Here is a 25,678-nt window from a genome sequence, read left to right on the forward strand (position 1 = left end):
TACACAGCTATCGGGAGGCACAACGCATGGCGCGCGAGTCGGAGTCGGGGCTGCCCGTCGAGCCGGTCTACGGACCGGACGCCCTGGACGGATGGGACCCCGCCGAGAAGCTGGGTGAGCCGGGCGCGTACCCCTTCACGCGCGGTGTGTACCCGTCGATGTACACGGGCCGGCCGTGGACGATGCGGCAGTACGCGGGCTTCGGCACCGCCGTCGAGTCCAACGCCCGCTACAAGCAGCTCATCGCCAACGGCACGATGGGGCTCTCCGTCGCCTTCGACCTGCCGACGCAGATGGGCCACGACTCGGACGCGCCGATCGCCTCCGGCGAGGTCGGCAAGGTCGGCGTCGCGATCGACTCGATCGACGACATGCGCGTCCTGTTCGACGGCATCCCGCTGGACAAGGTCTCCACGTCGATGACCATCAACGCCCCCGGTGCCCTCCTGCTGCTGCTCTACCAACTCGTCGGCGAGGAGCAGGGCGTCCCGGCCGACAAGCTGACCGGCACCATCCAGAACGACGTGCTGAAGGAGTACATCGCCCGGGGGACGTACATCTTCCCGCCGAAGCCCTCGCTGCGGCTGATCGCGGACATCTTCAAGTACTGCCGGACCGAGATCCCCAAGTGGAACACCATCTCGATCTCCGGCTACCACATGGCCGAGGCCGGTGCCTCGCCCGCGCAGGAGATCGCGTTCACCCTCGCCGACGGCATCGAGTACGTGCGGACCGCCGTCGCCGCCGGCATGGACGTGGACGACTTCGCGCCCCGCCTCTCCTTCTTCTTCGTGGCCCGTACGACGATCCTGGAGGAGGTCGCCAAGTTCCGGGCGGCCCGCCGGATCTGGGCGCGGGTCATGAAGGAGGAGTTCGGCGCGAAGAACCCCAAGTCGCTGATGCTCCGCTTCCACACCCAGACGGCCGGCGTGCAGCTCACCGCCCAGCAGCCCGAGGTCAACCTGGTGCGGGTCGCCGTGCAGGGCCTCGCGGCCGTCCTCGGCGGCACCCAGTCGCTGCACACCAACTCCTTCGACGAGGCCATCGCCCTGCCGACGGACAAGTCCGCCCGCCTCGCCCTGCGCACCCAGCAGGTCCTGGCGTACGAGACCGACGTCACCGCGACCGTCGACCCCTTCGCCGGCAGCTATGTCGTCGAGAAGATGACGGACGACGTCGAGGCCGCGGCCCTGGAGCTGATGGGCCGGGTCGAGGAGATGGGCGGCGCGGTCAGCGCGATCGAGCGCGGCTTCCAGAAGGGCGAGATCGAGCGCTCCGCCTACCGGATCGCGCAGGAGACCGACAGCGGCGAGCGGGTCGTCGTCGGCGTCAACCGCTACACGATCGACGTCGAGGAGCCCTACGAGCCGCTCCGCGTCGACCCGGCGATCGAGGCCCAGCAGGCCGAGCGCCTGGCGAAGCTCCGGCAGGAACGCGACCGGTCGGCCGTGGACGCGGCGCTCGTCGAGCTGAAGAAGGCGGCCGAGGGGACGGACAACGTCCTGTACCCGATGCGGACGGCCCTCAAGGCGCGCGCGACGGTCGGCGAGGTCTGCGACGCGCTGCGGGAGGTCTGGGGCACGTACGTCCCGACCGACGCGTTCTAGTCCTTCGTTCCCCGAGTTCTTCCAGGGCCGTAGACGCAGGTCACAGCGGAGTGTCGCACCCGTGTGCGACACTCCGCCCATGCTGGGTGTCACCGATCTTCCGACCTATCTCGCGGGCCTCGTCCTCATCATCCTGCTGCCGGGGCCGAACTCGCTGTACGTCCTGTCCGTCGCCGCCCGCAAGGGCACCCGGACCGGATACAAGGCCGCCGCCGGGGTGTTCACCGGCGACGCGGTCCTCATGACGCTGGCCGCGCTCGGTGCGGCCTCGCTGCTCCAGACCACGCCGCTGCTCTTCATGGTCGTGAAGTACGCGGGCGCCGGGTATCTGGCCTGGATGGCGTACGGGATGCTGCGGTCCGCCTGGGCGATGTGGCGCTCGCGCGCGGAGACGGTGACCGACGAGCCGGAGCCGGTACTGGCGGCGCCGGGCGAGAACCCGTACCGCAGGGCCCTCGTCATCAGCCTCTTCAACCCGAAGGCGATCCTCTTCCTGATCTCCTTCTTCGTGCAGTTCGTGGACCCGTCGTACGCCTACCCGGCCCTCTCCTTCCTGGTCCTCGGCACCCTGCTGGAGATCGGCAGCTTCCTCTACCTGACGATGCTGATATTCGGCGGTACCCGCCTCGCCTCCGCGTTCCGCCGCCGCAGGCGCCTCTCCGCCGGAGCGACCTCCGCCGCCGGCGCCCTCTTCCTCGGCTTCGCCGCGAAGCTCTCCCTCAGCAGCGCCTGACGGCTTCTCCGGCCGGTCCGCTTGACCCTCACACCGTGTGAGGCCGTTCCGTAGGAGTCGTCATGTTCACCATCGGAGACTTCGCCCGGCACGGGCGGGTGTCGGTCCGGATGCTGCGTCACTACGACGCCGTCGGACTGCTGCGCCCGGCCCGGGTCGACCCGCACACCGGCTACCGCTTCTACACGGCGGACCAGCTCGCCAGGCTCAACCGCGTCATCGCGCTCAAGGACCTCGGCTTCACCCTCGAACAGGTGGGGGCCATCCTCGACGAGAGGATCGACGCGGACGAGCTGCGGGGCATGCTGCGTCTGCGCCGGGCCGAGCTGGAAGCGGCCCTGGAAGCGGCGCGGGCACGGCTCGCCCAGGTCGGCGCGCGGCTCCGAGCCATCGAGAGTGAGGGACGCATGTCCACGCAGGACGTCGTCGTGAAGAAGGTTCCCGCCGTCCGGGTCGCCGAGCTGAGCGCGGTCGCCGCGAGCTTCGGCCCGGAGGACATCACCCCGGTCATCGGACCGCTGTACGAGGAGCTGTGCGGCCGGCTGGAGTCCGCGGGCGTCACCGGCTTCGGCCCGGCCGTCGCGTACTACGAGGACGCGGGCAAGGGGGACGGCTCGGTCCGGGTGCACGCCGCCACGACCGTGCCGGAGGGCACGGCCGCGGAAGGTGTCGAGGTGCACGTCCTGCCCGGCATCGAGGAGGCGGCCACCATCGTCCACCGGGGTTCGATGGACGGGATCCTGCCGACCGTGCAGACCCTGGCCGCCTGGATCGACACCAACGGCTACCGCTCGGCCGGCTACGCCCGTGAGCTGTACCTGGAGTGCCCGGAGGACCCGGCCGGCTGGGTCGCCGAGATCCAGGAGCCGATCGTCCGCGACTGAGCCTCCTCGCGCCTGCGGGCCCGGGACCCCCGCACGGGTTCCCGGGCCCGCCGTTCTTCGGCCGGTCCGCTTACCTCTTCAGCGCCTTCCGCAGCCGCAGCGCCCGCCGCGCCAGGCGGCGGACCCTCGGGTGGCGGGGGAGCGGGATGCCGCCCGGCAGGTTCAGGACGGTGAGGCGGCGGCGGGTGAAGTGGTGCCGGGTGCGCTCGGCGAGCGGTCCCGAAAGGTGCCGCACCGCGGGCTCGCGCAGCTCCGGGCGGATCTTCGGCTGCATGGCGAAGCCGACCGCCGCGACCAGGTCGTTCAGCTCCGCCGTACCGACCGTGTCCCCGTCCTCCCCGCCGTCCTCCAGGGGCGGGACGACCGCGTCGACGACGGTGAGCGGGATGCGGTTGCTGTTCTGGAACGGGGTGAGCCGCTCCAGCAGGGCGCGCGTCCCGACCCGGGCGACCGGCAGCCCGTAGAAGGTCTTCGCGGTGAGCAGCGCCGTGGAGAAGCAGCCGACGACGAGCGCGGGCCGCAGCTCCCGGTAGAGGACCTCGGCGAGTACGGGCCGGTCCTCGACCGTCAGCTCGGCGCCGAGCGCCTCCGCCTCGCGCACCAGCGCCTTCGACCAGGCGTCGGGGGCCGTCGGGTGCGGCTTGAAGACGAGCCGGCGGTGGCCCCGGGCGACCGCGCCCCGGACCATCCGCAGGTGCAGTTCCTCCTCCTCGGCGGCGGTCATCAGATGGATCGCCGCGAGGTACTGGCCGAGGAGCAGCGCGGGCCTGTCCTCGGGCCCGGCGGCGGGCCCGGTCAGCTCGTCGACGCACGTGGTGAACGCCTCGGTCGGTACGGGCTCCGGCTCCGCCCCGAACTCGGCGAGGAGCAGCGGCGCGAGCCCGGGGACGAGGTCCAGGTGGAGCAGTCGTCCGACCCGCCCGCCGATCAGCGGGTCGATCTTGTTGCGGGTCGGCCCGTAGCTCATCAGACCGTCCGCGTACACGGTGACCGGAGCGTCGGGCAGCAGCTGGGCGATGGCGAGCGCGGGCGTCACCTGGAGCGATTCCAGGGCGAGTTCGACGTGGTCGTCGCCGAGGTCCCAGAGCTTGCGCAGATGGCGCTGGAGCATCGGGAGGTCGCCCGGCCGGGGGGTCCAGCCGGCCGGGTGGAGCGGGGAGATCGTCTCGTTCCAGGAGAGGACGGAGTCGAAGCGGCCACGCAGCCGCGCGAAACCCTCGGCCTCGTCGAGGGGCGGGGTGGTCTCGGGGACGGCGGCGTTGTTGGTGACCAGGAGGATGCGCCGGCCGGCGGGCCGGAAGCAGCCGCTGTCGAGGGCGGCGGCGAGCGTCACCGCGCCGTAGAGGGTGGAGGCGCAGAAGATCTGGGTGGTACGGCGGGCGCTCACGCGGCCACCTCCGGGGAGGCCGAGGCGGAGGCGGACGTCGAGGCGGCGGCCGGACCCGTCGCCGGACCCGGGCCGGTGGCCGGACCCGACCCCGGACCTGCCCCCGGACCCGGTGCCGGCGGTGGTGCCGGGCGGCGGCGGCGCAGCCTGCGCAGCATCGTCGCGCGGTCCCCGCCCATCGCCGCGAGCGCCTCGTCGAGCACGTCCTGCGGCATCCGCCGCAGCGCGCCCGCGCTCATCGCCTTCAGCTGCCGGGCCACCTCGGGTTCGAATCGTTCGATCGATCCGATGTGATGGGAAATCACCGCGCAATACGTGCGGACGGCCTTCGGGAGAAGAAGATCCGCGTCCGCGTCCTTCGCCGTTTCCTCGATCACCTGGTCGAAAGCGCGAAGGAAATCCAATTGCCGCACATCACCGATCTGGGTGAGCGAGGTCGCCACCCCGCGCCGGTAGAACACACCGAGTTCACCGATCGCCGCGAACGATTCCGCCTCACGGTGCAGCTTCCAGATCCACGGCCGGTCCTCGGCGGTCCGCAGCCCGTGCGTGAAGTGCAGCAGCCCCCGGTCCACGAGCCGCCGGTGGTAGATCCCCGCCCAGGCGTACGGATAGTCGACCGAGGTCGTCCGGTGCGCCGGCAGGATCGCGTCCCGGGGGTTCAGGACCTCCCCGCGCCGGGGGACCGGCGCCCGGCGGACCGAGCGGTTCCGGCCGGTGACGGAGACATGGTCGGTCCGCAGGAAGTCGCAGCCCAGCTCCTCGGCGGCGGCGACCAGGCGGGCGTAGTACCCGGGGGCGAGCCAGTCGTCCCCGTCGAGGAAGGCGATGTACTCGCCCCGGGCCGCGTCGAGCCCGGTGTTCCGCGCCGTGGCGAGGCCCTCGTTCTGTTCGTGCCTGATCAGTACGGCACCCGGGATCTCGCGCGCGGCACGTTCGAGGAGCTGCGGGGTCCCGTCCGACGAGCAGTCGTCGACGAGCAGGAACTCGAAGTCCTCGCGGGCGTTGGACCGCAGGCTCGTGAGGGTGTCGGGGGCGTATGTCTGCACGTTGAAGAACGGCACGACGACGGAGAGCTTGACCACCCGGCCGACGCTAGGCGCCGACCCGGCATTCCCACCGACCGGTGGGCAGCTGTTCGGTGAACACCAGGCGGCGGGCCGCTTAACCGCCTTTCCCCGCAAGGGGAATCAGCCGCCCCGCGTCCGGATGCCGACCCACTTCAGCAGGCGGAGAGGCGCTGTTCACCGTTTGTTGTGGCTCAGTTGGGCCGAAAAGCGGAATGCCCTTCTAGCGTCCTCGGCGTGCCAGCAAGTACCAGAGAAGCGATACGGGTCGCCGTACTCGCCGACTCCGACACCCGGTGGAAATGGGGCGCCCTCACGGCGCGCCGCATCACCACGGCGACCGCCGAACCCACCGGATTCGTCCTGCGCGGACGGGCCACCCCCACCGCCCGGCAACTCGCCGAGACCGGGGTGTCCACGACCACCCCGAGCGAGGTGACGGGCGCGGAGTTCCTGCGCGCGATACGGGACGCGGAAGCGCGCGGCGAGGCGTACGACCTCGTGGTGCTCGCCCTGGTCGGAGGCACCGTACGGGCCGTCCTCCAGGGCCTCGCGGACCTGGAGCTCGAACGGCGCCCCGTGATCGTCACCGGCTATGTCGGCGTCGTCTACGAGAAGCTCACCGACGGACTCCTGCTGCGCCACGGCGCCGATGTCGTCCTCGCCAACTCCCGCCACGACGCCGAGCGTTTCCGCGCCGTGTACGAGGGAGTGGGCGCGGGCGCCGACTCGGTCGTCGAAGCCGCGCTGCCCTTTCTCGGCGGCGCCCCGCACACCCCCGAGACAGGCCGCGACACCCTGGTCTTCGCCGCCCAGCCGTCCGTGCCCGCCACCCGGACCGAACGGGCCTACGTGCTCCGCCGCCTCATCGAGCACGCCCGCCTCCACCCGGGCCGCGAGGTCCTCCTCAAGCTCCGCTCCAAGCCGGGCGAACACACCACGCACCTGGAGGAGTTCCCGTTCCAGAAGCTGGTCCGCGAACTCGACCCGCCGCCCAACTTCCGTCTCGTGTACGGACACATGGGCGAGGTCCTCGACCGTACCGACCTCCTGGTCACGGTCTCCTCCACGGCCGCGCTCGAAGCCCTCCACCGGCGCATCCCCACCGCGATCCTCACCGACCTCGGGGTCCGCGAGGCGCTCGGCAACCACCACTTCGTCGGCTCCGGGCTGCTCGCCTCCTTCGACCGGCTCGACAAGGGGCTCGCGCCGACGCCCGACGAGACCTGGCTCGGCCGGCAGGGCGTCGCCTCCGACAGCCCGTACGAGTCGGCCTTCGACGCCGCCCGCGACCGGGTCGCCGCCCTCCTGGCGCTCCCCGCGCTGCCCCCGATCACCCCCTACTACACCGCGGAGACGGCCCCCGGCTACCTGCCCGGGATCCTCGCCCGCCACCGCCTGGACGTCACCGCGCCGGAGCCCCGTGAGAGCGGAGTGCGCCGGGTCGTCCGGGAGGCCGCGCGGGGCGCGTACCGCCACGGCGTGCAACGCGTCGCCCCCGTCATCCGCCGCCTGGGAGAACTCTGATGAGCGCCACCGCCACGCCCGCCGAGCGGGCCACCGCCGCCCCGGCCGCAGCCCCCGCCACCGCACCCACCGTGCTCGCCGTGATCCCCGCGCGCGGCGGCTCCAAGGGCGTCCCCGCCAAGAACCTCGCCCCGGTGGCCGGAGTCCCCCTGGTGGCCCGCGCCGTCCACGCCTGCCTCGGCGCCCGCCCCGTCACCCACGTCGTGGTCTCCACCGACGACGCCGGCATCGCGGCTGCCGCCCGTACCGCGGGGGCCGAGGCCGTCCAGCGCCCCGCCGAGATCGCCGGGGACACCGCCACCAGCGAGGCCGCCGTCCTGCACGCGATGGACGCCTTCGAGGCCGCCCACGGCCGCCCCGTCGACGTGGTCCTCCTCGTCCAGTGCACCAGCCCCTTCCTCAGCTCCGCCGAGGTCGCCGAGACCGTCGAGCGCATCACCTCGGGCGCCGCCGACACCGCCTTCACCGCGGCTCCCACGCACGGCTTCCTCTGGCGCGAGACCGTCCAGGACGGCGCCACCGGCGTCAACCACGACAAGGCCCACCGCCCCCGCCGCCAGGACCGGGAGCCGGAGTACCTGGAGACCGGAGCCGTCTACGCGATGGACGCGGCCGGCTTCCGTACCCACAAGCACCGCTTCTTCGGCCGCACCGCGCTCGTCGTCACCGACCCCGCCCGGGTCCTGGAGATCGACGACCCGCACGACCTGGCCCGCGCCCGCGCCCTCGCGCCGCTCCTCGACACCCCGGCCACCCCCGGCTTCGCCGACGTCGACGCCGTCGTCCTCGACTTCGACGGCACCCAGACCGACGACCGGGTCCACCTGGACGCCGAGGGCCGCGAGTTCGTCTCCGCGCACCGCGGCGACGGCCTCGGTATCGCCGCCCTGCGCCGCGCCGGACTGCCGGTCCTCATCCTCTCCACCGAGCAGAACGCCGTCGTCGCCGCCCGCGCCCGCAAGCTCAAGATCCCCGTCCTGCACGGCATCGACCGCAAGGACCGGGCCCTCAAGGAGTGGTGCGACGCGGAGGGCATCGACCCGCAGCGCGTGCTCTACGCCGGAAACGACGTCAACGACCTCCCCTGCTTCCACCTCGTCGGCTGGCCCGTCGCGGTGAGCAGCGCCCACGACTCCGTACGGGCCGCGGCCCGCGCGGTCACCGTCACCCCGGGCGGCTCCGGCGCGATCCGCGAGATCGCCGCCTGGCTCCTCGGACCCGAGCTCAACACCCCCAACTCCTAAGGAACAGCACCATGAGCAGCACCCGACTCCGCACCTTCGGCTCCAAGACCGCCGGTCCGGGCCGGCCGGTCTACATCACCGGCGAGATCGGCATCAACCACAACGGCGAGCTCGACAACGCCTTCGCCCTCATCGACATCGCCGCCGAGGCCGGCTGCGACGCCGTCAAGTTCCAGAAGCGCACCCCCGAGATCTGCACCCCGCGCGACCAGTGGGACATCGAGCGCGACACCCCCTGGGGCCGGATGACGTACATCGACTACCGCCACCGCGTGGAGTTCGGCGAGGACGAGTACCGCGCCATCGACGAGCACTGCGAGAAGCGCGGCATCGACTGGTTCGCCTCCCCGTGGGACACCGAGGCCGTCGCCTTCCTGGAGAAGTTCGACCTCCCCGCCCACAAGGTCGCCTCTGCCTCCCTCACCGACGACGAGCTGCTGCGCGCGCTGCGCGGCACCGGCCGTACGGTCATCCTCTCCACCGGCATGTCGACGCCGAAGCAGATCCGCCACGCGGTCGAGGTCCTGGGCTCGGACAACATCCTGCTCTGCCACGCCACCTCGACCTACCCGGCCAAGGCCGAGGAGCTCAACCTGCGCGTCATCCAGACGCTCCAGGACGAGTACCCGAACGTCCCGATCGGCTACTCCGGCCACGAGACCGGCCTCCAGACCACCCTGGCCGCCGTCGCCCTCGGCGCCACCTTCGTCGAGCGCCACATCACCCTCGACCGCGCCATGTGGGGCTCCGACCAGGCCGCCTCCGTCGAGCCGCAGGGCCTCCAGCGCCTCGTCCGCGACATCCGCACCATCGAGACCGCCCTCGGTGACGGCGTCAAGAAGGTCTACGAGTCGGAGCTCGGCCCGATGAAGAAGCTCCGCCGGGTCCAGGGGCTCGTCGCCGCATGACCGGGCAGCTGGCGTTCGTCGAGAGCCCGGTCCAGCTCCTCAACGTCCTGGAATGGGCGCACACCCGGGCCGCGGCCACGGGCACGCCCTCCGCCGCGCGGGCCGGCGCGCCCACCGGGGCGCCCGGCCGCGCGGACGCCGCGCCCACCACGGCGTCCGGCCCCGCGACCGTCGGCGGGTCCGCCGCGCGGGCGCTCCGGCCGACGGACGCCACCGCCCCCGGGGCGGCGCAGGCCGCACCCGATCTCACGGTCGTCGTCCTCTCGCCGACCGACCCCATGTCGCGTGGCCAGCTGCGCCGGATGGCCCAGCTGGCCCGCGACGAGGGCCTCACCGTCCGCTGGCAGGAGGCCCGCGGCGGCCGGGGCGCGCTCGTCCGCACCCTGCGGCAGCTCGCCCCGCCGCTGCGCTCGGCGGAGCGGGTCATCATCGGGGACCCGTTCTCCCGGTACGTCCAGCTGCTCCTGACCCTCTTCGGCCCCCGGCACCTCACGGTGGTCGACGACGGCACCGCCACCATGGAGTTCGCCGCCCAGCTCAGCCGGGGCGAACGCCTGGTCCGCTGGCACCGCAAGGGCAGCCTGGGCCCGCGCGAGCTGGTCCTCGCCCCGGTGACCTCGCTGGCCCGGCGGCGGCTCGCCCCGAGCCGGGGCCGTACGGTCGAGATCTTCACCTCGCTGCCCGTCGAGGCGCCCGAGGGCGTCACGGTCACCGAGAACTCCTTCGCCTGGACCCGGTCCCGCTTCGGGCCGCCGCTGCTCACCGGCGGCGCGGACCTGGTGGGGACCTCGCTGGTGGAGACGGGCGTGGTCGACGCCGAGCACTACGACCGGGTGGTGGCCGAGCTGGCCCGCGCCCACGGCGCCACCCGCTACTTCGCGCACCGCAGGGAGAGCGCGGAGAAGCTGCACCGGATCGCGGTCGAGACGGGGCTCCAGGTGGTCCGGCCCGATCTGCCGCTGGAGCTGATCGCCCGGCGCGGCCCCATCGGCCGTACGGTCGTCAGCTTCCCGTCCACGGTCGTGCACACCCTGCCGCTGGCCCTGGCGGGCACCGGGGTGCGGGTCGCGGTCTGCGAGATCGCGCCCGAGTGGCTGCGGGAGAGCGCCTCACCGCGGGCGCAGGGCTTCCTGTCCGGGGTGGCGGGCACGGCGGCCCACGAGGTCGACCGGCTCACCACGCGTGCGGCGAACGGCACCGACCGGCTCGAATTCGGCTGAGCCTACCCATATGGAACGGCCTTCATACCTGGAAAACCGAGATTCTTTCCCCTAACGGGCTGAACTTTTCGTGATCAACGGGCAGTTGACCTCCCGGGAGGCCTACCCTTCAAAGGGTGAACCAGTTGAAGTCCCGTGAGCCAGGCTCCGCCACCCTGCCCGGAACGCTGTCCGAATCCCTGCGCGTCGAACTGATCGCCTTCCGCAGGGACTTGCACATGCATCCGGAGCTGGGGAACCAGGAGTTCCGTACGACCGCCGCGCTCAAGGCCCGCCTGGAGGCGGCCGGCCTCGCGCCGAAGGTCCTTCCGGCCGGCACCGGGCTCATCTGTGACATCGGCACCCCGGACCGCGACCGGCCCATGCTCGCGATCCGCGCCGACATCGACGCGCTGCCCATCCCCGACGTCAAGACGGTCTCCTACCGCTCCACCGTGGCCGACCGCGCCCACGCCTGTGGACACGATGTCCACACCACCACGGTCCTCGGCGCCGGACTCGTCCTCGCCGAACTCGACCGGCAGGGCCTCCTCCCCGCCGCCGTGCGGCTGATCTTCCAGCCCGCCGAGGAGGTCCTCCCCGGCGGCGCCGCCGACCTCGTCGAGTGCGGCGTCCTGGACGGCGTCGGCCGGATCATCGCCGTGCACTGCGACCCCAGGGTCGACGCCGGGACGATCGGCCTGCGGCCCGGAGCCATCACCTCCGCCTGCGACCGGCTCGAAGTCACCCTGGACGGGCCCGGCGGCCACACCGCCCGCCCGCACCTCACCACCGACCTGGTGACCGCCGCCGCCCGGGTCGCCACCGACGTGCCCGCCGTACTGGCCCGCCGCGTCGACGCCCGCTCGGGACTCTCCGTCACCTGGGGCCGTATCGAGGCCGGTCACGCCTGCAACGTCATCCCGCAGCACGCCGAGCTGTCCGGCACCGTCCGCTGCCTCGACCTGCCCACCTGGCGGGACGCGCCCGACCAGGTCCACGCCGCCATCGACGAGATCGCGACCCTGCACCGCGCCAAGTCGACCGTCACCTACGTCCGGGGCGTCCCCCCGGTCGTCAACGACGCGGTCGTCACCGAACTCCTCCGCGACGCCATGACGGCCCGGCGCGGACCGCATGCGATCGAGGACACCGAGCAGAGCCTCGGCGGCGAGGACTTCTCCTGGTACCTGGAGCACGTGCCCGGAGCCATGGCCCGCCTCGGGGTCCGCACCCCCGGCGACACGCGGGTCCGCGATCTGCACGCCGGAGACTTCGACGTGGACGAGCGGTGCATCGAGGCCGGGGTGGAGCTGTTCACGGCCGCCGCCCTGCTCGACGCGGCACGGAAGACCTGAGCGCGGGGCGTACGAACGGGAGCGGGGCGGCGGGGCCGGGTGAACGGGAGCCGTACGACGCGGGGCCGGGGGAACGGAATTCGTACGGCGGGGGCCGGGCGACGGGTGCCGGAAGGTGCCCTCGGCCGTCCGGCCCACACGCCCGGCGTGTCCTCTCGAATGCCCTGTCGAGCGGTTCTTCCAGGGGGTATAACCGGCTGTGCCGGGCCGAACGCCCCCGGTCGCCTCGGCTGGCCGGTTCGCGACGATCCGATAACGACTCATGAACGGGTCTTTAACTGACATCTACGCGCGTTACGATCGCCGCGAAACCAGCGCCGGAAGAGGCGCTTTCGGTCAGTCTCGAAGGGACCCTCCTCTTGCGCCGGATCACCAGGATCGCGACCGTGGGCATCGCCTCCGCCGCGCTCGCCCTTTCCGCCACCGCGTGTGGCAAGTCCTCGAACGACGCCGGCTCCAGCCCGAGCTCGGACTCGAAGGCGACCAAGGCCGCCATCGCGTACGACATCGGCGGTCGCGGCGACCAGTCCTTCAACGACGCCGCCTACGCGGGTCTGAAGAAGGCCGAGGACGAGCTCGGCGTCAAGGGCGCCGAGGCCGAGCCCTCCGCCGGTGAGGGCGACGCCGACAAGGTCGCGCGCCTCACCGCGCTGGCCCGCGCCGGGAACAACCCGGTCATCGGTGTCGGCTTCGCCTACGCCCCGGCGATCGAGAAGGTCTCCAAGGCCTACCCGAAGACCACCTTCGGCATCATCGACGACACGTCGGTGACCGGCGCGAACATCGCCAACCTCGTCTTCAACGAGGAGCAGGGCTCCTACCTGGCCGGCGTCGCCGCCGCCAAGACCTCGAAGACCGGCACGGTCGGCTTCATCGGTGGCGTCGAGGTGCCGCTGATCAAGAAGTTCGAGGCGGGCTACACGCAGGGCGTCAAGGACACCAACCCCAAGGCGAAGGTGCTCGTCCAGTACCTGACCCAGCCGCCGAACTTCGACGGCTTCTCCAAGCCCGACCTGGGCAAGGCCGCCGCGCAGGGCCAGCTCGACAAGGGCGCCGACGTGATCTACGCCGCCGCCGGTCTCGCCGGTTCCGGCTCGATCGAGGCCGCCTCGACCGCGGGCAAGTGGGCCATCGGCGTCGACTCCGACCAGTACAACCAGGCGGGTCTGGCCAAGTACAAGGCCCAGATCCTGACCTCGGTCACCAAGGACGTCTCCGACTCCGTCTTCAACCTGATCAAGTCGGTCAAGGACGGCAAGCCGCAGACCGGTGAGATCCGCTACGGCCTCGCCACGGACGGCGTCGGCCTGGCCGACTCCAACCCGGCGTACAAGGCGATGACCGACGTCACCGCCGCCGTGGCGAAGGCGAAGAAGGACATCGTCGACGGCAAGATCACGGTCAAGACCGCTCCGTAAGGACGCACAGGTCACTGACCCAAGGCCCGGCACCGGTGGGACCCCCACCGGGGCCGGGCCCCATTCCCGTACGGGTTTTCATTTTTCGGCAGCGCTACGCGTGTAGATGTCTCCCTGGCACGATAACTTCGCCCCGCCCTGCCCTCCCGCTCCCACTCCTTCCGGCCAAGGAGAGTGCGTCATCAACGCGTCCAGCCCCCCTGCCGTAGAACTGCACGGCATCACCAAGCGATTCCCCGGCGTCGTCGCCAACAGGGACATCGCCATCACGGTCCGCAAGGGCACCGTGCACGCCCTCATCGGCGAGAACGGTGCCGGCAAGTCGACCCTTATGAAGATCCTCTACGGCATGCAGAAGCCGGACGAGGGCACCATCGCCGTCGACGGCGAGCAGGTCACCTTCTCCAGCCCCGGTGACGCCATCGCGCGCGGCATCGGCATGGTGCACCAGCACTTCATGCTCGCGGACAACTTCACCGTCCTGGAGAACGTCGTCCTCGGCGGCGAGAAGCTCCACGGCATCGGCGCCAAGGCGCGGAAGAAGATCCGGGAGATCTCCGACGCGTACGGCCTCGGGGTCCGCCCCGACGCCCTCGTCGAGGACCTCGGCGTCGCCGAGCGCCAGCGCGTGGAGATCCTCAAGGTCCTCTACCGCGGCGCCAGGATCCTCATCCTCGACGAGCCGACCGCCGTGCTCGTCCCGCAGGAGGTCGACGCGCTCTTCGACAACCTGCGCGAGCTCAAGGCCGAGGGCCTGACCGTCATCTTCATCTCGCACAAGCTGGGCGAGGTCCTGAAGGTGGCCGACGACATCACCGTCATCCGCCGGGGCACCACGGTCGGCACCGCCGACCCGAAGACCGCCACCACCAAGCAGCTCGCCGAGCTGATGGTCGGCAGCGAGCTGCCCTCGCCGGAGACCCGCGAGTCCACGGTCACCGAGGTCCCCATGCTCCGGGTCGAGAACCTGACGCTGGTCGAGAGCGGCGCCGCCGGCGCCCCGCTCACCACGGCCGCCCCGGCCGACCCGTCGAGCGCGGTCACCGTGCACGAGGAGGCCGTCGAGGGCCGCAAGCTCCTCGACGACATCTCCCTCACGATCCACAAGGGCGAGATCCTCGGCATCGCGGGCGTCGAGGGCAACGGCCAGACCGAGCTCATCGAGACCCTCATGGGCATGTCCACCCCCGACGCGGGCGTCATCACGCTCGACGGCCAGGACATCTCCAAGGTCTCGGTGCGCAAGCGCCGCGAGGGCGGCATCGGCTACATCCCCGAGGACCGGCACCGCCACGGCCTGCTCCTCGAGGCCCCGCTCTGGGAGAACCGCATCCTCGGCCATGTCTCCGAGGCGCCCAACTCCAAGCGCGGCATCCTCGACCCGAAGGCCGCCCGCAAGGACACCGAGCGGATCGTGCGCGAGTACGACGTCCGCACCCCCGGCATCGACGTCACCGCGTCCTCCCTCTCCGGCGGCAACCAGCAGAAGCTGATCGTCGGCCGCGAGATGAGCCACGGGCCGAAGTTCCTGATCGCCGCCCACCCCACCCGCGGTGTGGACGTCGGCGCGCAGGCGCAGATCTGGGACGCGATCCGGGACGCCCGCCGCGAGGGCCTCGCGGTGCTGCTGATCTCCGCCGACCTCGACGAGCTGATCGGCCTCTCCGACACCCTCCGGGTGATGTACCGCGGCAAGCTCGTCGCGGACGCCGACCCCGCCACCATCACGCCCGAGGAGCTGGGTTCCGCCATGACCGGCGCGGCCACCGGCCGACTCGAGGGCACCGAAGAGCAGTCCGAAGACGGTGACGCCCGATGATGAAGATCGACAAGGACAAGCTGATCATCGGGGCCGCCGGTCCGGTGCTCGCGCTGGTCGCCTCGTTCGTGCTCACCGTGCTGGTGCTGCTCGCGACGGGCCTCGACCCGATCGAGCCGATCCGGCTGATGATCGAGAACGCCGGGTACTCGGACACCCAGGTCCTGATCGTCAACTACACCGGAATCCTCTACCTGGCGGGCTTGGCCGTCGCCATCGGATTCCGGATGAACCTGTTCAACATCGGTGTCGACGGCCAGTACCGGCTCGCCGCGATGGTGTCGGCCCTGGTCGGCGCCTCGATCGAGCTGCCCGGCCCGCTGCACATCCTGGTGATCGTGCTCGTCGCGATGCTGACCGGCGCCTTCTGGGCCGGCATCGCGGGCATCCTGAAGACCACCCGCGGTGTCTCCGAGGTCGTCTCGACGATCATGCTGAACGCCATCGCGACCTCGCTGGTGGCCTGGCTGATCCTGCCGAAGAACTTCGGCGTCCAGCCGCCCGGCTCCAACAACCTCACCACCGGCAAGATCGCGGAGTCCGGGTGGTTCCCCGGCATCGACATGGGTGAGGGCAACGGAGTCATCTACGGCTTCACCTTCGTCGCGCTCGCCCTCGGCGTCGTCTACTGGTTCGTCCTCAACCGCACCCGCTTCGGCTTCGACCTGCGCGCCACCGGCGCCAGCGAGTCCGCCGCGCAGGCCAGCGGCGTCGACGCCAAGCGGATGATCCTCACCTCGATGCTGCTCTCGGGCGCCCTCGCCGGTCTGGCAGGCATGCCGACGCTGCTCGGCGAGACCCACACGTACAGCCTCGACTTCCCGGTCGGCGTCGGCTTCACCGCCATCACCGTCGCCCTGCTCGGCCGCAACCACCCGGTCGGCATCCTCTTCGCCGCGCTCCTCTTCGCGTTCCTGGAAAAGGCGTCCTCGACACTCGACGTCGCGGGATACCCGAAGGAGATCACGCAGATCATGCAGGGCATCATCGTGATCGCCGTCGTGGTCTCGTACGAGCTCGTCCGTCGTTACGGCATCCGCCGCCAGCAGCAGAAGGTCGGCGAGGAACTCGCCGCCGGCGGCGCCATCAAGACCGACAAGGAGGTGGCGGCATGAGCACCACCACCGTTGCCAAGCCGAGCGCCGCGCCCAAGGGCGGACGCCGCAAGCTCACCTGGCCCTGGATCATGCTGATCGTCGCGGCCGGCCTCGTGCTCTTCTCGCTGGTCCGGGTCGTCTCCGGGGCCGACGACCTCACCTCCGTGGGCCAGGTCTCCGGCGCGCTCCAGCTCGCCGTCCCGATCGCCATGGCCGGTCTCGGCGGTCTGTGGGCCGAGCGCGCGGGCGTCGTCAACATCGGCCTCGAAGGCATGATGGTGCTCGGCACCTGGTTCGGTGCCTGGGCCGGCTACCAGTGGGGCCCCTGGGTGGGCGTCCTCTTCGGTCTGCTCGGCGGCGCGCTCGGCGGCCTCCTGCACGCGATCATCACCGTCACGTTCAACGTGAACCACATCGTCTCCGGTGTGGCGATCAACATCCTCGCGGTGGGCTTCACCCAGTACCTGTCGAACTTCACCTTCGCCGAGGCCGAGGGCGGCTCCTCCAAGCAGTCCCCGCGCATCGATCCGATCACCGACATCACCATCCCAGGGCTCTCCGACTGGCTGATGGATCTCCAGCAGAAACACTGGTTCCTGATCTCGGACATCGCCGGCATCCTCGGCGGCCTGGTCACCAACCTGTCGCTGCTGACGATCGTGGCCGCCCTGCTCATCCCGGCCACCTGGTGGGTGCTCTGGCGCACGTCCTTCGGCCTGCGGCTCCGCTCCTGCGGTGAGAACCCGGTCGCGGCCGAGTCCCTCGGCGTGAACGTGTACAAGTACAAGTACATCGCCGTCACCACCTCCGGCGCCCTCGCGGGCCTCGGCGGTGCGTTCCTCGCGATCGTCGCCACCGGCATCTACCAGGAGGGCCAGACCGGCGGCCGCGGTTACATCGGTCTCGCCGCGATGATCTTCGGCAACTGGATGCCCGGCGGCATGGCGCTCGGCGCCGGCCTCTTCGGCTTCACCGACAGCCTCAAGCTGCGCGGCGGCGCCGAGAACGTCCACGCGCTGCTGCTGCTCGTCGCGCTGCTCCTGGTGATCGCCGCGCTGTGGCAGCTGTACAAGAAGAAGTACGTGGTCGCGGTCGTCTCCGCCGCCTTCTCCGCCGCCTTCTTCCTCTGGTACTTCCTGACCGACGAGGTCCCGAGCCAGTTCGTCGACGCCGCCCCGTACATCACCACCCTGCTGGTGCTCGCCCTCTCGGCGCAGCGCCTGCGGATGCCGAAGGCGGACGGCCTGCCGTACCGCAAGGGCCAGGGCAAGTGACGGGCGGCCTGGCCGAGGCCGACTGGGAGGCCCTGCGGGTCACGGCCCGCGAGGCCATGTCCCGCGCCTACGCCCCGTACTCGGGCTTCCCGGTCGGCGCGGCGGCCCGCGTCGACGACGGGCGGACGGTCTCCGGCTGCAACGTGGAGAACGCCTCGTTCGGCCTCGGCCTGTGCGCCGAGTGCGGGCTGGTCTCGGCGCTCCAGGCGGGCGGCGGCGGCCGGCTGACGCACTTCGTCTGTGTGGACGGCCGGGGCGAGTCCCTGGTGCCGTGCGGCCGGTGCCGGCAGCTCCTGTACGAGTTCGGCGGCCCCGACCTCGTACTGGAGACCCCGGCGGGGTTCCTGACCCTGGCCGAGATGCTCCCGCAGGCCTTCGGCCCGGAGCACCTGTCGAAGTAATCCTCGGAGCGGCCCTTCCGGCACGATGGGAAGGGTCGCTCCCCCTTTCCCCCTCTATGCGCGTAGAAAGAGGCACCACCATGGACGTCATCTCCGTCATCCGCACCAAGCGGGACAAGGGCGAGCTGAGCCCCGAGCAGATCGACTGGGTCATCGACGCGTACACCCGCGGTGCGGTCGCCGACGAGCAGATGTCCGCCCTGGCCATGGCCATCCTGCTGAACGGCATGAACCGCACGGAGATCGCCCGCTGGACCGCCGCGATGATCGCCAGCGGTGAGCGCATGAACTTCGACTCGCTCTCCCGCCCGACCGCCGACAAGCACTCCACCGGCGGCGTCGGCGACAAGATCACCCTGCCGCTGGCCCCGCTCGTCGCCGCCTGCGGCGCGGCCGTGCCGCAGCTCTCCGGCCGCGGCCTCGGCCACACCGGCGGCACCCTCGACAAGCTGGAGTCCATCCCCGGCTGGCGGGCGCTGCTCTCCAACGAGGAGATGCTGCACGTCCTCGACACCACCGGCGCGGTCATCTGCGCGGCGGGCGACGGGCTCGCCCCCGCCGACAAGAAGCTGTACGCGCTCCGCGATGTCACCGGCACCGTCGAGGCCATCCCGCTGATCGCCTCCTCGATCATGTCGAAGAAGATCGCCGAGGGCACCGGCTCCCTGGTCCTCGACGTCAAGGTCGGCACCGGCGCCTTCATGAAGAACATCGAGGACGCCCGTGAACTGGCCTCCACGATGGTCGGCCTCGGCACCGACAGCGGCGTGAAGACGGTCGCCCTGCTCACCGACATGTCGACCCCGCTCGGCCTCACCGCGGGCAACGCCCTGGAGGTCCGCGAGTCGGTCGAGGTCCTGGCGGGCGGCGGCCCGGCGGACGTCGTCGAGCTGACGATCGCGCTCGCCCGCGAGATGCTCGCGGCGGCCGGCATCAAGGACGCGGACCCGGCGAAGGCGCTCGCCGACGGCTCGGCGATGGACCACTGGCGGCGGATGATCGCGGCCCAGGGCGGCGACCCGGACGCGGCCCTCCCGGTCGCCCGGGAGCAGCACGTCGTCACGGCCCCGTCGACCGGTGTCCTCACCCGCCTCGACGCCTACGACATCGGCATCGCCGCCTGGCGGCTGGGCGCGGGCCGTGCCCGCAAGGAGGACCCGGTGCAGGCGGGCGCGGGCGTCGAGCTCCACGCGAAGCCCGGTGACACGGTGACGGCGGGCCAGCCGCTGCTGACCCTGCACACGGACACCCCGGAGAAGTTCGACTACGCCCTGAAGTCGCTGGGCTCGGCCTGGGACATCGCGGCCGAGGGCACAACCTTCACCCCGAACCCGATCGTCCTGGACCGCATCGCCTGAGCAGGGCCGTGGACCGCTGACACCTTCGGGCGAACGGGACCGGTGGACCCCCACCGGTCCCGTTCGGCGTGCCGGTGCCGGTGCCGGTGCCGGGGCGCGGTGCCGGTGCTGCGAGGCGGGACGGCGGCCCCGCGATGAGTTCCGGGCTCCCGCCCGGTCTCAACGCACGTGGACACCACTCAACCGCTTGTCGTGACCCTGACCGCCCGCCCCTCCCGGGGCGAGGTGGCGCTGCTCTGTGCCGAGCTGGGTGCCGCCCAGCCCGGTGAGGTGGTCTGCGAGATCGGCGCACTCGTGTGCGCCGATCTCGCCGCCGTCGACGCCCTGGCCCGGCTGAAACTCGCCGCGACCCGCCGGGGCCACCGCATCCGCTTCCACGGAGCGGGCCCCGAGCTGCGGGCCCTGCTCCTGCTCACCGGACTCGACGGCACCCTGGAGCTCTAGGGCCTGTCGTGACGACAGACCCTAGGCCTCCAGTCGTGCCGGCAGGTCGAAGAGCGGGAACCAGCGCTCGGTGTCCAGGAAGAAGTCCATCCCGCCGACCTTGCCGTCGCGCAGTTCCAGCACGATGAGCGCCCAGGGGCTGAAACCGCCGTCCGAGGTCGGGTGGTAGTGCGCGAAGGCCGGCGAGCCGTTGGCCACGGTGGCGACCAGCTTCGAGCCCCGGCACACGTCGCCGACGCCCAGCATCCAGCCCACGATGTCGTCGTGCCCCTGGAGCCAGAGGTCGTACGGCGGCATGGACATGGTCGCGTCCTCGTGGAGGAGCGCGGTCAGCGCCTTCATGTCGTAGCCCTCGAAGGCCGCGACGTAACGCTCCAGGAGGGCCTTCTGCTCCTCGTCCAGTGGGTTCGCCGTGTCGGAGGCGGCGGGCGCCTGCTCGGCGAGGGTCGCGCGGGCCCGCTGGAGGGCGCTGTTGACCGAGGCGACGGTGGTGTCGAGGAGCTCCGCGACCTCGCTCGCCTTCCAGGCGAGCACCTCGCGCAGGATGAGGACGGCCCGCTGCTTGGGCGGCAGGTGCTGGAGCGCGGCGACGAACGCGAGCCGCACGGTCTCCCGGGAGACGGCCGTCTCCGCCGGGTCCGCGACCGAGGGCAGCACGCGCCCGTCGGGGATCGGCTCCAGCCAGGTGATCTCCGGCTGCTTGACGAGCTGCGCCTGCGCGACCGGGGTCGGCGAGGTCAGGTCCATCGGCCGTGCCCTCCGGTTGCCGGCGTTCAGCGCGTCCAGGCAGACGTTGGTGGCGATGCGGTAGAGCCAGGACCGCAGCGAGGAGCGGCCCTCGAACGATTCGATGGCCTTCCAGGCCCGCACCATGGTGTCCTGCACCGCGTCCTCCGCCTCGAAGGAGGATCCGAGCATCCGGTAGCAGTAACCGGTCAGCTCCCTGCGGTACTTGTCGAGTTCGTCGGTCGTCGCGGTCGCGGCGTCACTCATCGGGTCCACACCCCACTCACCCCTCACCGGCACCCGTTCGGTGCCGGTGAGAGGGAAGCTACCGCAGGGGACTGACAGCCGGGGTCAGGTTCCCGGCTTGCGCCCGTAGACGAAGACGTCGTCGCCGTTCCTGAGGAGGTTCCAGTACGCCTTCGCGTCGGCCGGCCGCATGTTGACACAGCCGCCCGAACCCGGCGGGTTCCACATGGACTTGGTGGTCGAGTGGAAGGCCTGGCCGCCGTCGAAGAACTGCGAGTACGGCATGGAGACGTGGTAGATCGTCGACCAGTGGTTGATGTTCCGCCAGTAGACGTTCTTCGATCCGGTCCGCGTCTCGGTGCCGTCCTTGCCCGTACGGACCGGCACGGGACCGTACTTGAGGCGGGCGCCGTCCTGGATCCAGCTGAGCTGCCGGGTCAGGTCGACGCAGGCGATCCGGCCCCGGTTGGTCGGACAGGAGCCCGCCCGGTTGGGGTTGGTGCCCGCCGCCTTCTGCTGGAGCATCGTGTTCATGGTGCGCCAGGTGATCGTCCCCGCGTACCCGGCGGTCGGGGTGATGCCGTGCTTCCCCTGGAACGCCTGGATGGCCTTGCAGTCGGCGAGCGACTGGCGTCCGTCGACCGGCCGGCCGAGGAACTTCTCCACCTGCTTCTGGTACGGGCCCGTCGTCACGTTGCAGGACGCCGCCTGCGCCGGAGCCGTACCGAGCGCGATCGTCATCGGCACCACCAGCGAGGTGAGGCCGACCGCGATACCGGCCCTCTTCCGTATGTGACCCGCGATTCTCTTCATATCTGTCAACTCCCCCTAGAGTCCTGTGAATCAGGACGTCCGGGGGAGCCGGAAAGTTGCAGCGGAACCGGCCGTATCAGCAGGACGCGGCGAGCTGGATCCGGCGCGCCTCGGTGCGGGCGCTGAGGCTGCCGTACAGGGTGACCGTCACGACGCCGAGGACCGCGACGAGACCGATGACGACCGTGCCCGCCCACCCGCCGGAGTGGAAGGCGACGGCGCCGAGCGTGCCGCCCGCGCTGCTGCCCAGGTAGTACGCGGACTGGTAGAGCGCCGAGGCCTGCGCGCGGCCCGTCTTCGCCGTACGGCTCACCGAGGAGGAGGCGACCGCGTGGCCCGCGAAGAAGCCGGCCGTGATCAGCACCAGGCCCGCCAGGACCGCGGGCAGCGAGTCGGCGAGCGAGAGCAGCAGCCCCGCGGCGGTGGTGGAGACCGCCAGATAGAGCGCGCCGCGCCGGCCGAGCCGCCCGACGAGGCGGCCGGCCGCCGCCGAGGAGACCGTGCCGACCAGGTAGACCAGGAAGATGGAGCCGATCACGCCCTGCGGCAGCGAGAACGGGGCCTCCACCAGGCGGTAGCCGATCACGGTGTACACCGCGCCGAACACCGTCATGAACAGGGCGCCGATCACATAGAGCCGCATCAGCAGCGGGTCCGCGAGATGCGTCCGTACGGTCCGGGCCAGCGCCTTCGGGCTGAGCGTGCCGGGCGTGAAGTGCCGTGCCTTCGGCAGCAGCGCCCGGAAGGCCACCGCGCACAGCAGCGAGGTCAGGCCGACGGCGGCCAGACCCGCGCGCCAGCCCCACATCTGCGCCACCCAGCCGGTCACCAGGCGTCCGCTCATCCCGCCGATCGAGTTGCCCGCCACGAACAGGCCGATCGCGGCGATCAGCGCCCTGGGCCGCACCTCCTCGGCGAGGAAGGCCATCGCGGAGGCGGGGAGCCCGGCGAGCGCGGCGCCCTGGAGGGCGCGCAGCGCGATCAGGGACTCCAGGTTCGGGGCGAGCGGCACCAGGAGCGCGAGGGCGACCGCGACCGTCAGGGAGGCGGTCATCATCGCGCGCCGGCCGTAGCGCTCCGAGAGGGCGCTGAGCGGCAGGACGCAGAGGGCCAGGGCGCCGGTCGCGGCCGAGACCGTCCAGGAGGCGGCGGAGGCGGTGGCGCCGAACTCGGCCGAGATGGCCGGGAGAAGGGCCTGCGTGGAGTAGAGGAGCGCGAAGGTGGCGAGGCCCGCGGCGAAGAGCGCGAGGCTCATCCGGCGGAAGGCGGGGGTGCCGGGCGCGAGGCGGGTGTCGGCGGGGGCGGGGCGGGTTTCGGCGGACGCGGTGACGGCGGCCGCCTCGGTACTGGCGGAAGGCATGTCACGAACGTAGGACGGACCGTTTCATGCGTCCAATGCACGGAACTGCTGTAATCGTTCCTATGGTGCATGAGTACAGGTCACAGCCTCGCCTGTCACCGAACAGTAACGAAGAAGACATGGGACCGGTGCTCGCGCCCCGGCTCGCGTACTTCGCCGCCGTCGCCCGGCACGAGCACGTGACCCGGGCCGCCGCCGAGATGGGAGTCCCGCAGTCCACGCTCTCCCGGGCGATGGTCCGGCTCGAACAGGACCTCGGCGTCACCCTCTTCGCCCGCCGCGGCCGGACGGTCTCGCTCACCCCGGCGGGCCGCCGCTTCCTCACCGCCGCCGAGCGGGCGCTCGCCGAGGTGGAGCGGGCCGCCGACACCGTACGGGCCGACGCCGACGCCACCGCGGGAAGGGTCGCCTTCGGCTTCCTCCACACCATGGGCTCCGAGACCGTCCCCGGGCTCATCCGCGCCTTCCGCGTCGACCACCCGCGGATCCGCTTCACCCTGGTGCAGAACTACGGCGAGGCCATGATCGAACGGCTCCGGGCCGGCGACCTCGACCTCTGTCTGACCTCCCCGGTGCCGGACGCCCCCGACCTGGTCGCCCGGCGCCTCGACGAACAGCGGCTCCGGCTCGTCGTCCCCGACGACCACCGGCTCGCGGGCCGCAAGCGGGTCCGTCTCGCCGAGGCCGCCGACGAGACCTTCGTGACCCTGGAACCGGGGTACGGGCTCCGCCGCATCACCGACGACCTGTGCGCGGAGGCCGGTTTCAAGCCCCGGATCGCCTTCGAGGGCGAGGAGGCGGAGACGCTGCGCGGCCTGGTCGCCGCCGGTCTCGGCGTGGCGCTGCTGCCCCCGCCGGCGGTCCCGCGCCCCGGCGTCGTCGAACTCACCGTCACGGCCCCCCGCGCGGTCCGTGAGATCGGGGTCGCCTGGCTCGACGGCCACCCGGACACGGCACCGGTGGCCGCCTTCAAGAAGTTCCTGCTGAGCCGCAGGGGCCACCTGCTGCCGAAGGAGCCCGCGCAGCCGCAGTGAGCGGGGGCGGGTGTGCGGTCGCGGTGAGCCGGGAGCGGCCCCACCCCGGTGAGTCGGGGGCGGCCCCACCCCGGTGAGCCGGGGGCGCCTCCACCCCGGCGAGCGAACCGGGGCCCGCTCACCGTCGCAGCGTGCCCCCGAAGCCCGCCGCGAGCGGCATCCGCAGGCCCAGCGGCGGGGGAGCGGCCATCGCGTCGGTCACCGGGCGGGCGACCGGGCGGGCGAAGAGGGCGCCAAGGACGAAGTCGGCGGCGAGGGCCCGGACCTCGGCCGCGTACTGGCGCAGCGCGTGGCCGTCGGAGTGCACCTCGAACCGGCAGGTCTCCCGGTTCGTCTTCTTCGCCCGCTCGGCGAAGCGGAACGACAGCTCGGGGTCGGTCCTGGCGTCGTTGGTGCCGTGTACGAGCAGCACCCGGCGCCCGACCAGCTGGCGCACGGGCTCCGGCTCCGCCGCCATGTCGTCCTCCGGCAGCCAGGGGGCCAGCGCGAGCACCGCGCCGACCGCGCCGTGCCCGGCGGCCCGCAGCGCTGCCCGCGCCCCGAACCCGTGGCCGACGAGGCAGACGGGGACGTCGCCGTAGCGCCGTACCGCCTCGGCGACGGCCCAGGAGGCGTCCGCCGCGAGGTTGGCGTCCGTCCCGTTCCAGCCGCGCCCCCGGTAGCGCACCACGTGCGCGACGAGGCCCTCGGCCCGGCCCGCGCGGACGAGACCGCGCGCCAGCGGCAGCATCGCGGCGTGGGCCCGCGCGGAGGCACGACGCCCCGACACCGGCTCGCCGTCCGGCAGGAGCAGCACCACGCCCCCCACCGCCGACGTCCGGGAACCTCCAACAGGCCGTCCGAGCCGGGGTCTCCGCGCTTCGGACGGCCCCACGAGTGCGAAGTGGGCCATGACAGAACAGTCTCAGAAGCGGAGGTGTACGCCAGCCGTACGCGCGGTCTCTGTTACGTATCGTCCGCTCAGCGAACGCCCGTAACTCCTAAGCCCGTTCGAAACGGGACACGCTGCCGACCGCCGCGAAGCCCTTCCGCGCGTACCAGCGGTGCGGCCAGTCGTCCGGGCGGGCGGTCAGGAAGACGGTGGTGCAGCCCGCGTCGGCGGCCAGGTGCAGCGCCGTGTCCAGGACGACGCCGGCGTGCCCCTGCCCGAGATGGTTCCCGTCCGTGACCAGGTCCTCGATCTGCGCGACTCCGGTCGCCGGGTCCAGATAGAGGTCGACCCATCCGGCGACCTCGCCCCCGGCGCCGTACGAGGCGAGAAACCTGACGGCCTCGGCGCCCCGCCGCCGGGCCGCCCGCCGCTCCACCAGGGCGCGGACCAGCTCCTCCCCGGCGTCCGGGGCGAAGCGGCGCCAGGACGCGACGGCCGGCCCGCGCAGCGCCTCCAGGTCCACTTCCCGGGCCCCGCCGTGGGCCGGTACGGGGCCGTCGTACCGCATGATCAGCGACTGCGAGTGCCGGTACCCGGCGCGGACCATCGGCCCCGCGCAGGCCAGCGCGGTCCGCTCGTCGAGCACATAGGCGAAGCGGTACGGCAGGTGGGCCATCAGCTCCTCGGCCCGCGCGGGCAGCGCCCCGGGGTCGGTCTCGCCGTCGACCAGGAGGTGGTTGTTCCCCCGCGACAGCGCGTACTCCTCGTCGAACACGGCGAACCCGCCGGGGAAGTCGACGGTACGGACCGCCTGGCGGCGGCGGAAGTCGGAAAGGAAGCCGTGGATGCGGCGCAGTTCGGTGCCGGGAACGCTGGAAGTCATGGGCGCAGGCTAGGTGTTCG

General features: G+C 71.9%; 23 protein-coding genes. 16 read left to right on the forward strand and 7 right to left on the reverse strand.

The features are described 5' to 3' along the window. The first annotated feature begins 26 nt into the window (after window positions 1-26). The 3 genes from V4Y03_RS21185 (at window position 27) to V4Y03_RS21195 (ending at window position 3,224) form a co-directional block, all read left to right on the forward strand. A complete protein-coding gene (locus V4Y03_RS21185; RefSeq protein ID WP_332435910.1) occupies window positions 27-1,607 on the forward strand; it encodes an acyl-CoA mutase large subunit family protein in 1,581 nt (526 codons plus the stop codon). Window positions 1,608-1,686: 79 nt separating this feature from the next. After that, window positions 1,687-2,340, forward strand: a complete 654-nt coding sequence (leuE, locus tag V4Y03_RS21190; protein ID WP_317877847.1) for a leucine efflux protein LeuE — start codon at window positions 1,687-1,689, stop codon at window positions 2,338-2,340. Between the two features lie 62 nt (window positions 2,341-2,402). After that, window positions 2,403-3,224, forward strand: a complete 822-nt coding sequence (locus tag V4Y03_RS21195) for a MerR family transcriptional regulator (RefSeq protein WP_332435911.1) — start codon at window positions 2,403-2,405, stop codon at window positions 3,222-3,224. 70 nt (window positions 3,225-3,294) lie between these two features. Here the strand turns inward: V4Y03_RS21195 and V4Y03_RS21200 are convergent, their stop codons facing one another. Beyond that, window positions 3,295-4,611: an alpha-2,8-polysialyltransferase family protein gene (locus tag V4Y03_RS21200; RefSeq protein WP_332435912.1), complete on the reverse strand. Its 1,317-nt coding sequence runs from the start codon at window positions 4,609-4,611 to the stop codon at window positions 3,295-3,297. Further along, window positions 4,608-5,696: a glycosyltransferase family 2 protein gene (locus tag V4Y03_RS21205; RefSeq protein WP_332435913.1), complete on the reverse strand. Its 1,089-nt coding sequence runs from the start codon at window positions 5,694-5,696 to the stop codon at window positions 4,608-4,610. Before V4Y03_RS21205 ends, V4Y03_RS21200 begins: the two co-directional genes overlap by 4 nt. Before the next feature lie 219 nt (window positions 5,697-5,915). On the opposite strand from V4Y03_RS21205, the gene V4Y03_RS21210 reads away from it, so the two are divergent. The 12 genes from V4Y03_RS21210 (at window position 5,916) to V4Y03_RS21265 (ending at window position 19,725) form a co-directional block, all read left to right on the forward strand. Further along, window positions 5,916-7,205: a DUF6716 putative glycosyltransferase gene (locus V4Y03_RS21210; RefSeq protein ID WP_332435914.1), complete on the forward strand. Its 1,290-nt coding sequence runs from the start codon at window positions 5,916-5,918 to the stop codon at window positions 7,203-7,205. Continuing rightward, window positions 7,205-8,449, forward strand: coding sequence for an acylneuraminate cytidylyltransferase (locus V4Y03_RS21215; RefSeq protein ID WP_332435915.1), 1,245 nt, complete (start codon window positions 7,205-7,207; stop codon window positions 8,447-8,449). Before V4Y03_RS21210 ends, V4Y03_RS21215 begins: the two co-directional genes overlap by 1 nt. Before the next feature lie 11 nt (window positions 8,450-8,460). After that, complete coding sequence (locus V4Y03_RS21220) at window positions 8,461-9,357, forward strand: N-acetylneuraminate synthase family protein (RefSeq protein WP_317878949.1); 897 nt, start codon at window positions 8,461-8,463, stop codon at window positions 9,355-9,357. After that, window positions 9,354-10,577 (forward strand): hypothetical protein, encoded by a 1,224-nt coding sequence (locus V4Y03_RS21225; RefSeq protein ID WP_332435916.1) that lies wholly within the window; start codon window positions 9,354-9,356, stop codon window positions 10,575-10,577. Before V4Y03_RS21220 ends, V4Y03_RS21225 begins: the two co-directional genes overlap by 4 nt. A gap of 116 nt (window positions 10,578-10,693) precedes the next feature. After that, the gene (locus tag V4Y03_RS21230; RefSeq protein WP_317875927.1) at window positions 10,694-11,914 is read left to right on the forward strand and encodes an amidohydrolase; all 1,221 of its coding nucleotides are present in this window, start codon (window positions 10,694-10,696) and stop codon (window positions 11,912-11,914) included. A 359-nt stretch (window positions 11,915-12,273) separates the two neighbouring features. Continuing rightward, window positions 12,274-13,332, forward strand: a complete 1,059-nt coding sequence (locus tag V4Y03_RS21235) for a BMP family lipoprotein (protein WP_317875926.1) — start codon at window positions 12,274-12,276, stop codon at window positions 13,330-13,332. Window positions 13,333-13,438: 106 nt separating this feature from the next. After that, entirely contained in the window at window positions 13,439-15,151 is a 1,713-nt protein-coding gene (locus tag V4Y03_RS21240; protein WP_332435917.1) for an ABC transporter ATP-binding protein, read from the forward strand. After that, window positions 15,148-16,266, forward strand: coding sequence for an ABC transporter permease (locus V4Y03_RS21245; protein ID WP_317875924.1), 1,119 nt, complete (start codon window positions 15,148-15,150; stop codon window positions 16,264-16,266). The genes V4Y03_RS21240 and V4Y03_RS21245 overlap by 4 nt, the downstream gene beginning before the upstream one ends. Continuing rightward, the gene (locus tag V4Y03_RS21250) at window positions 16,263-17,522 is read left to right on the forward strand and encodes an ABC transporter permease (RefSeq protein WP_317875923.1); all 1,260 of its coding nucleotides are present in this window, start codon (window positions 16,263-16,265) and stop codon (window positions 17,520-17,522) included. Before V4Y03_RS21245 ends, V4Y03_RS21250 begins: the two co-directional genes overlap by 4 nt. Further along, window positions 17,519-17,923 carry a cytidine deaminase gene (locus V4Y03_RS21255; RefSeq protein ID WP_317875922.1) on the forward strand — a complete coding sequence of 135 codons (405 nt, stop codon included), beginning with the start codon at window positions 17,519-17,521 and terminating at the stop codon, window positions 17,921-17,923. Before V4Y03_RS21250 ends, V4Y03_RS21255 begins: the two co-directional genes overlap by 4 nt. Window positions 17,924-18,003: 80 nt before the next feature. Next, window positions 18,004-19,281, forward strand: a complete 1,278-nt coding sequence (locus V4Y03_RS21260; RefSeq protein WP_317875921.1) for a thymidine phosphorylase — start codon at window positions 18,004-18,006, stop codon at window positions 19,279-19,281. A 192-nt stretch (window positions 19,282-19,473) separates the two neighbouring features. Further along, on the forward strand, window positions 19,474-19,725 hold the full coding sequence (locus V4Y03_RS21265; RefSeq protein ID WP_317875920.1) for an STAS domain-containing protein: 252 nt from the start codon (window positions 19,474-19,476) through the stop codon (window positions 19,723-19,725). 21 nt (window positions 19,726-19,746) lie between these two features. Here V4Y03_RS21265 and V4Y03_RS21270 read toward each other — a convergent pair whose 3' ends face one another. The 3 genes from V4Y03_RS21270 to V4Y03_RS21280 form a co-directional block, all read right to left on the reverse strand. After that, window positions 19,747-20,718, reverse strand: a complete 972-nt coding sequence (locus V4Y03_RS21270) for a sigma-70 family RNA polymerase sigma factor (RefSeq protein ID WP_332435918.1) — start codon at window positions 20,716-20,718, stop codon at window positions 19,747-19,749. Window positions 20,719-20,802: 84 nt separating this feature from the next. Next, window positions 20,803-21,510 (reverse strand): L,D-transpeptidase family protein, encoded by a 708-nt coding sequence (locus tag V4Y03_RS21275; RefSeq protein ID WP_317875918.1) that lies wholly within the window; start codon window positions 21,508-21,510, stop codon window positions 20,803-20,805. Between the two features lie 76 nt (window positions 21,511-21,586). Further along, window positions 21,587-22,870 carry an MFS transporter gene (locus V4Y03_RS21280; RefSeq protein ID WP_317875917.1) on the reverse strand — a complete coding sequence of 428 codons (1,284 nt, stop codon included), beginning with the start codon at window positions 22,868-22,870 and terminating at the stop codon, window positions 21,587-21,589. 62 nt (window positions 22,871-22,932) lie between these two features. Here V4Y03_RS21280 and V4Y03_RS21285 point away from each other — a divergent pair, with 62 nt between their 5' ends. Further along, complete coding sequence (locus V4Y03_RS21285; RefSeq protein ID WP_317875916.1) at window positions 22,933-23,904, forward strand: LysR family transcriptional regulator; 972 nt, start codon at window positions 22,933-22,935, stop codon at window positions 23,902-23,904. A gap of 118 nt (window positions 23,905-24,022) precedes the next feature. Here the strand turns inward: V4Y03_RS21285 and V4Y03_RS21290 are convergent, their stop codons facing one another. Continuing rightward, the gene (locus V4Y03_RS21290; RefSeq protein ID WP_332435919.1) at window positions 24,023-24,796 is read right to left on the reverse strand and encodes an alpha/beta hydrolase; all 774 of its coding nucleotides are present in this window, start codon (window positions 24,794-24,796) and stop codon (window positions 24,023-24,025) included. 88 nt (window positions 24,797-24,884) lie between these two features. Then, window positions 24,885-25,658, reverse strand: a complete 774-nt coding sequence (locus V4Y03_RS21295; protein ID WP_332435920.1) for a GNAT family N-acetyltransferase — start codon at window positions 25,656-25,658, stop codon at window positions 24,885-24,887. Between the last annotated feature and the right edge of the window lie 20 nt (window positions 25,659-25,678).

Source organism: Streptomyces sp. P9-A4 (assembly GCF_036634195.1).
GTDB lineage: Bacteria > Actinomycetota > Actinomycetes > Streptomycetales > Streptomycetaceae > Streptomyces.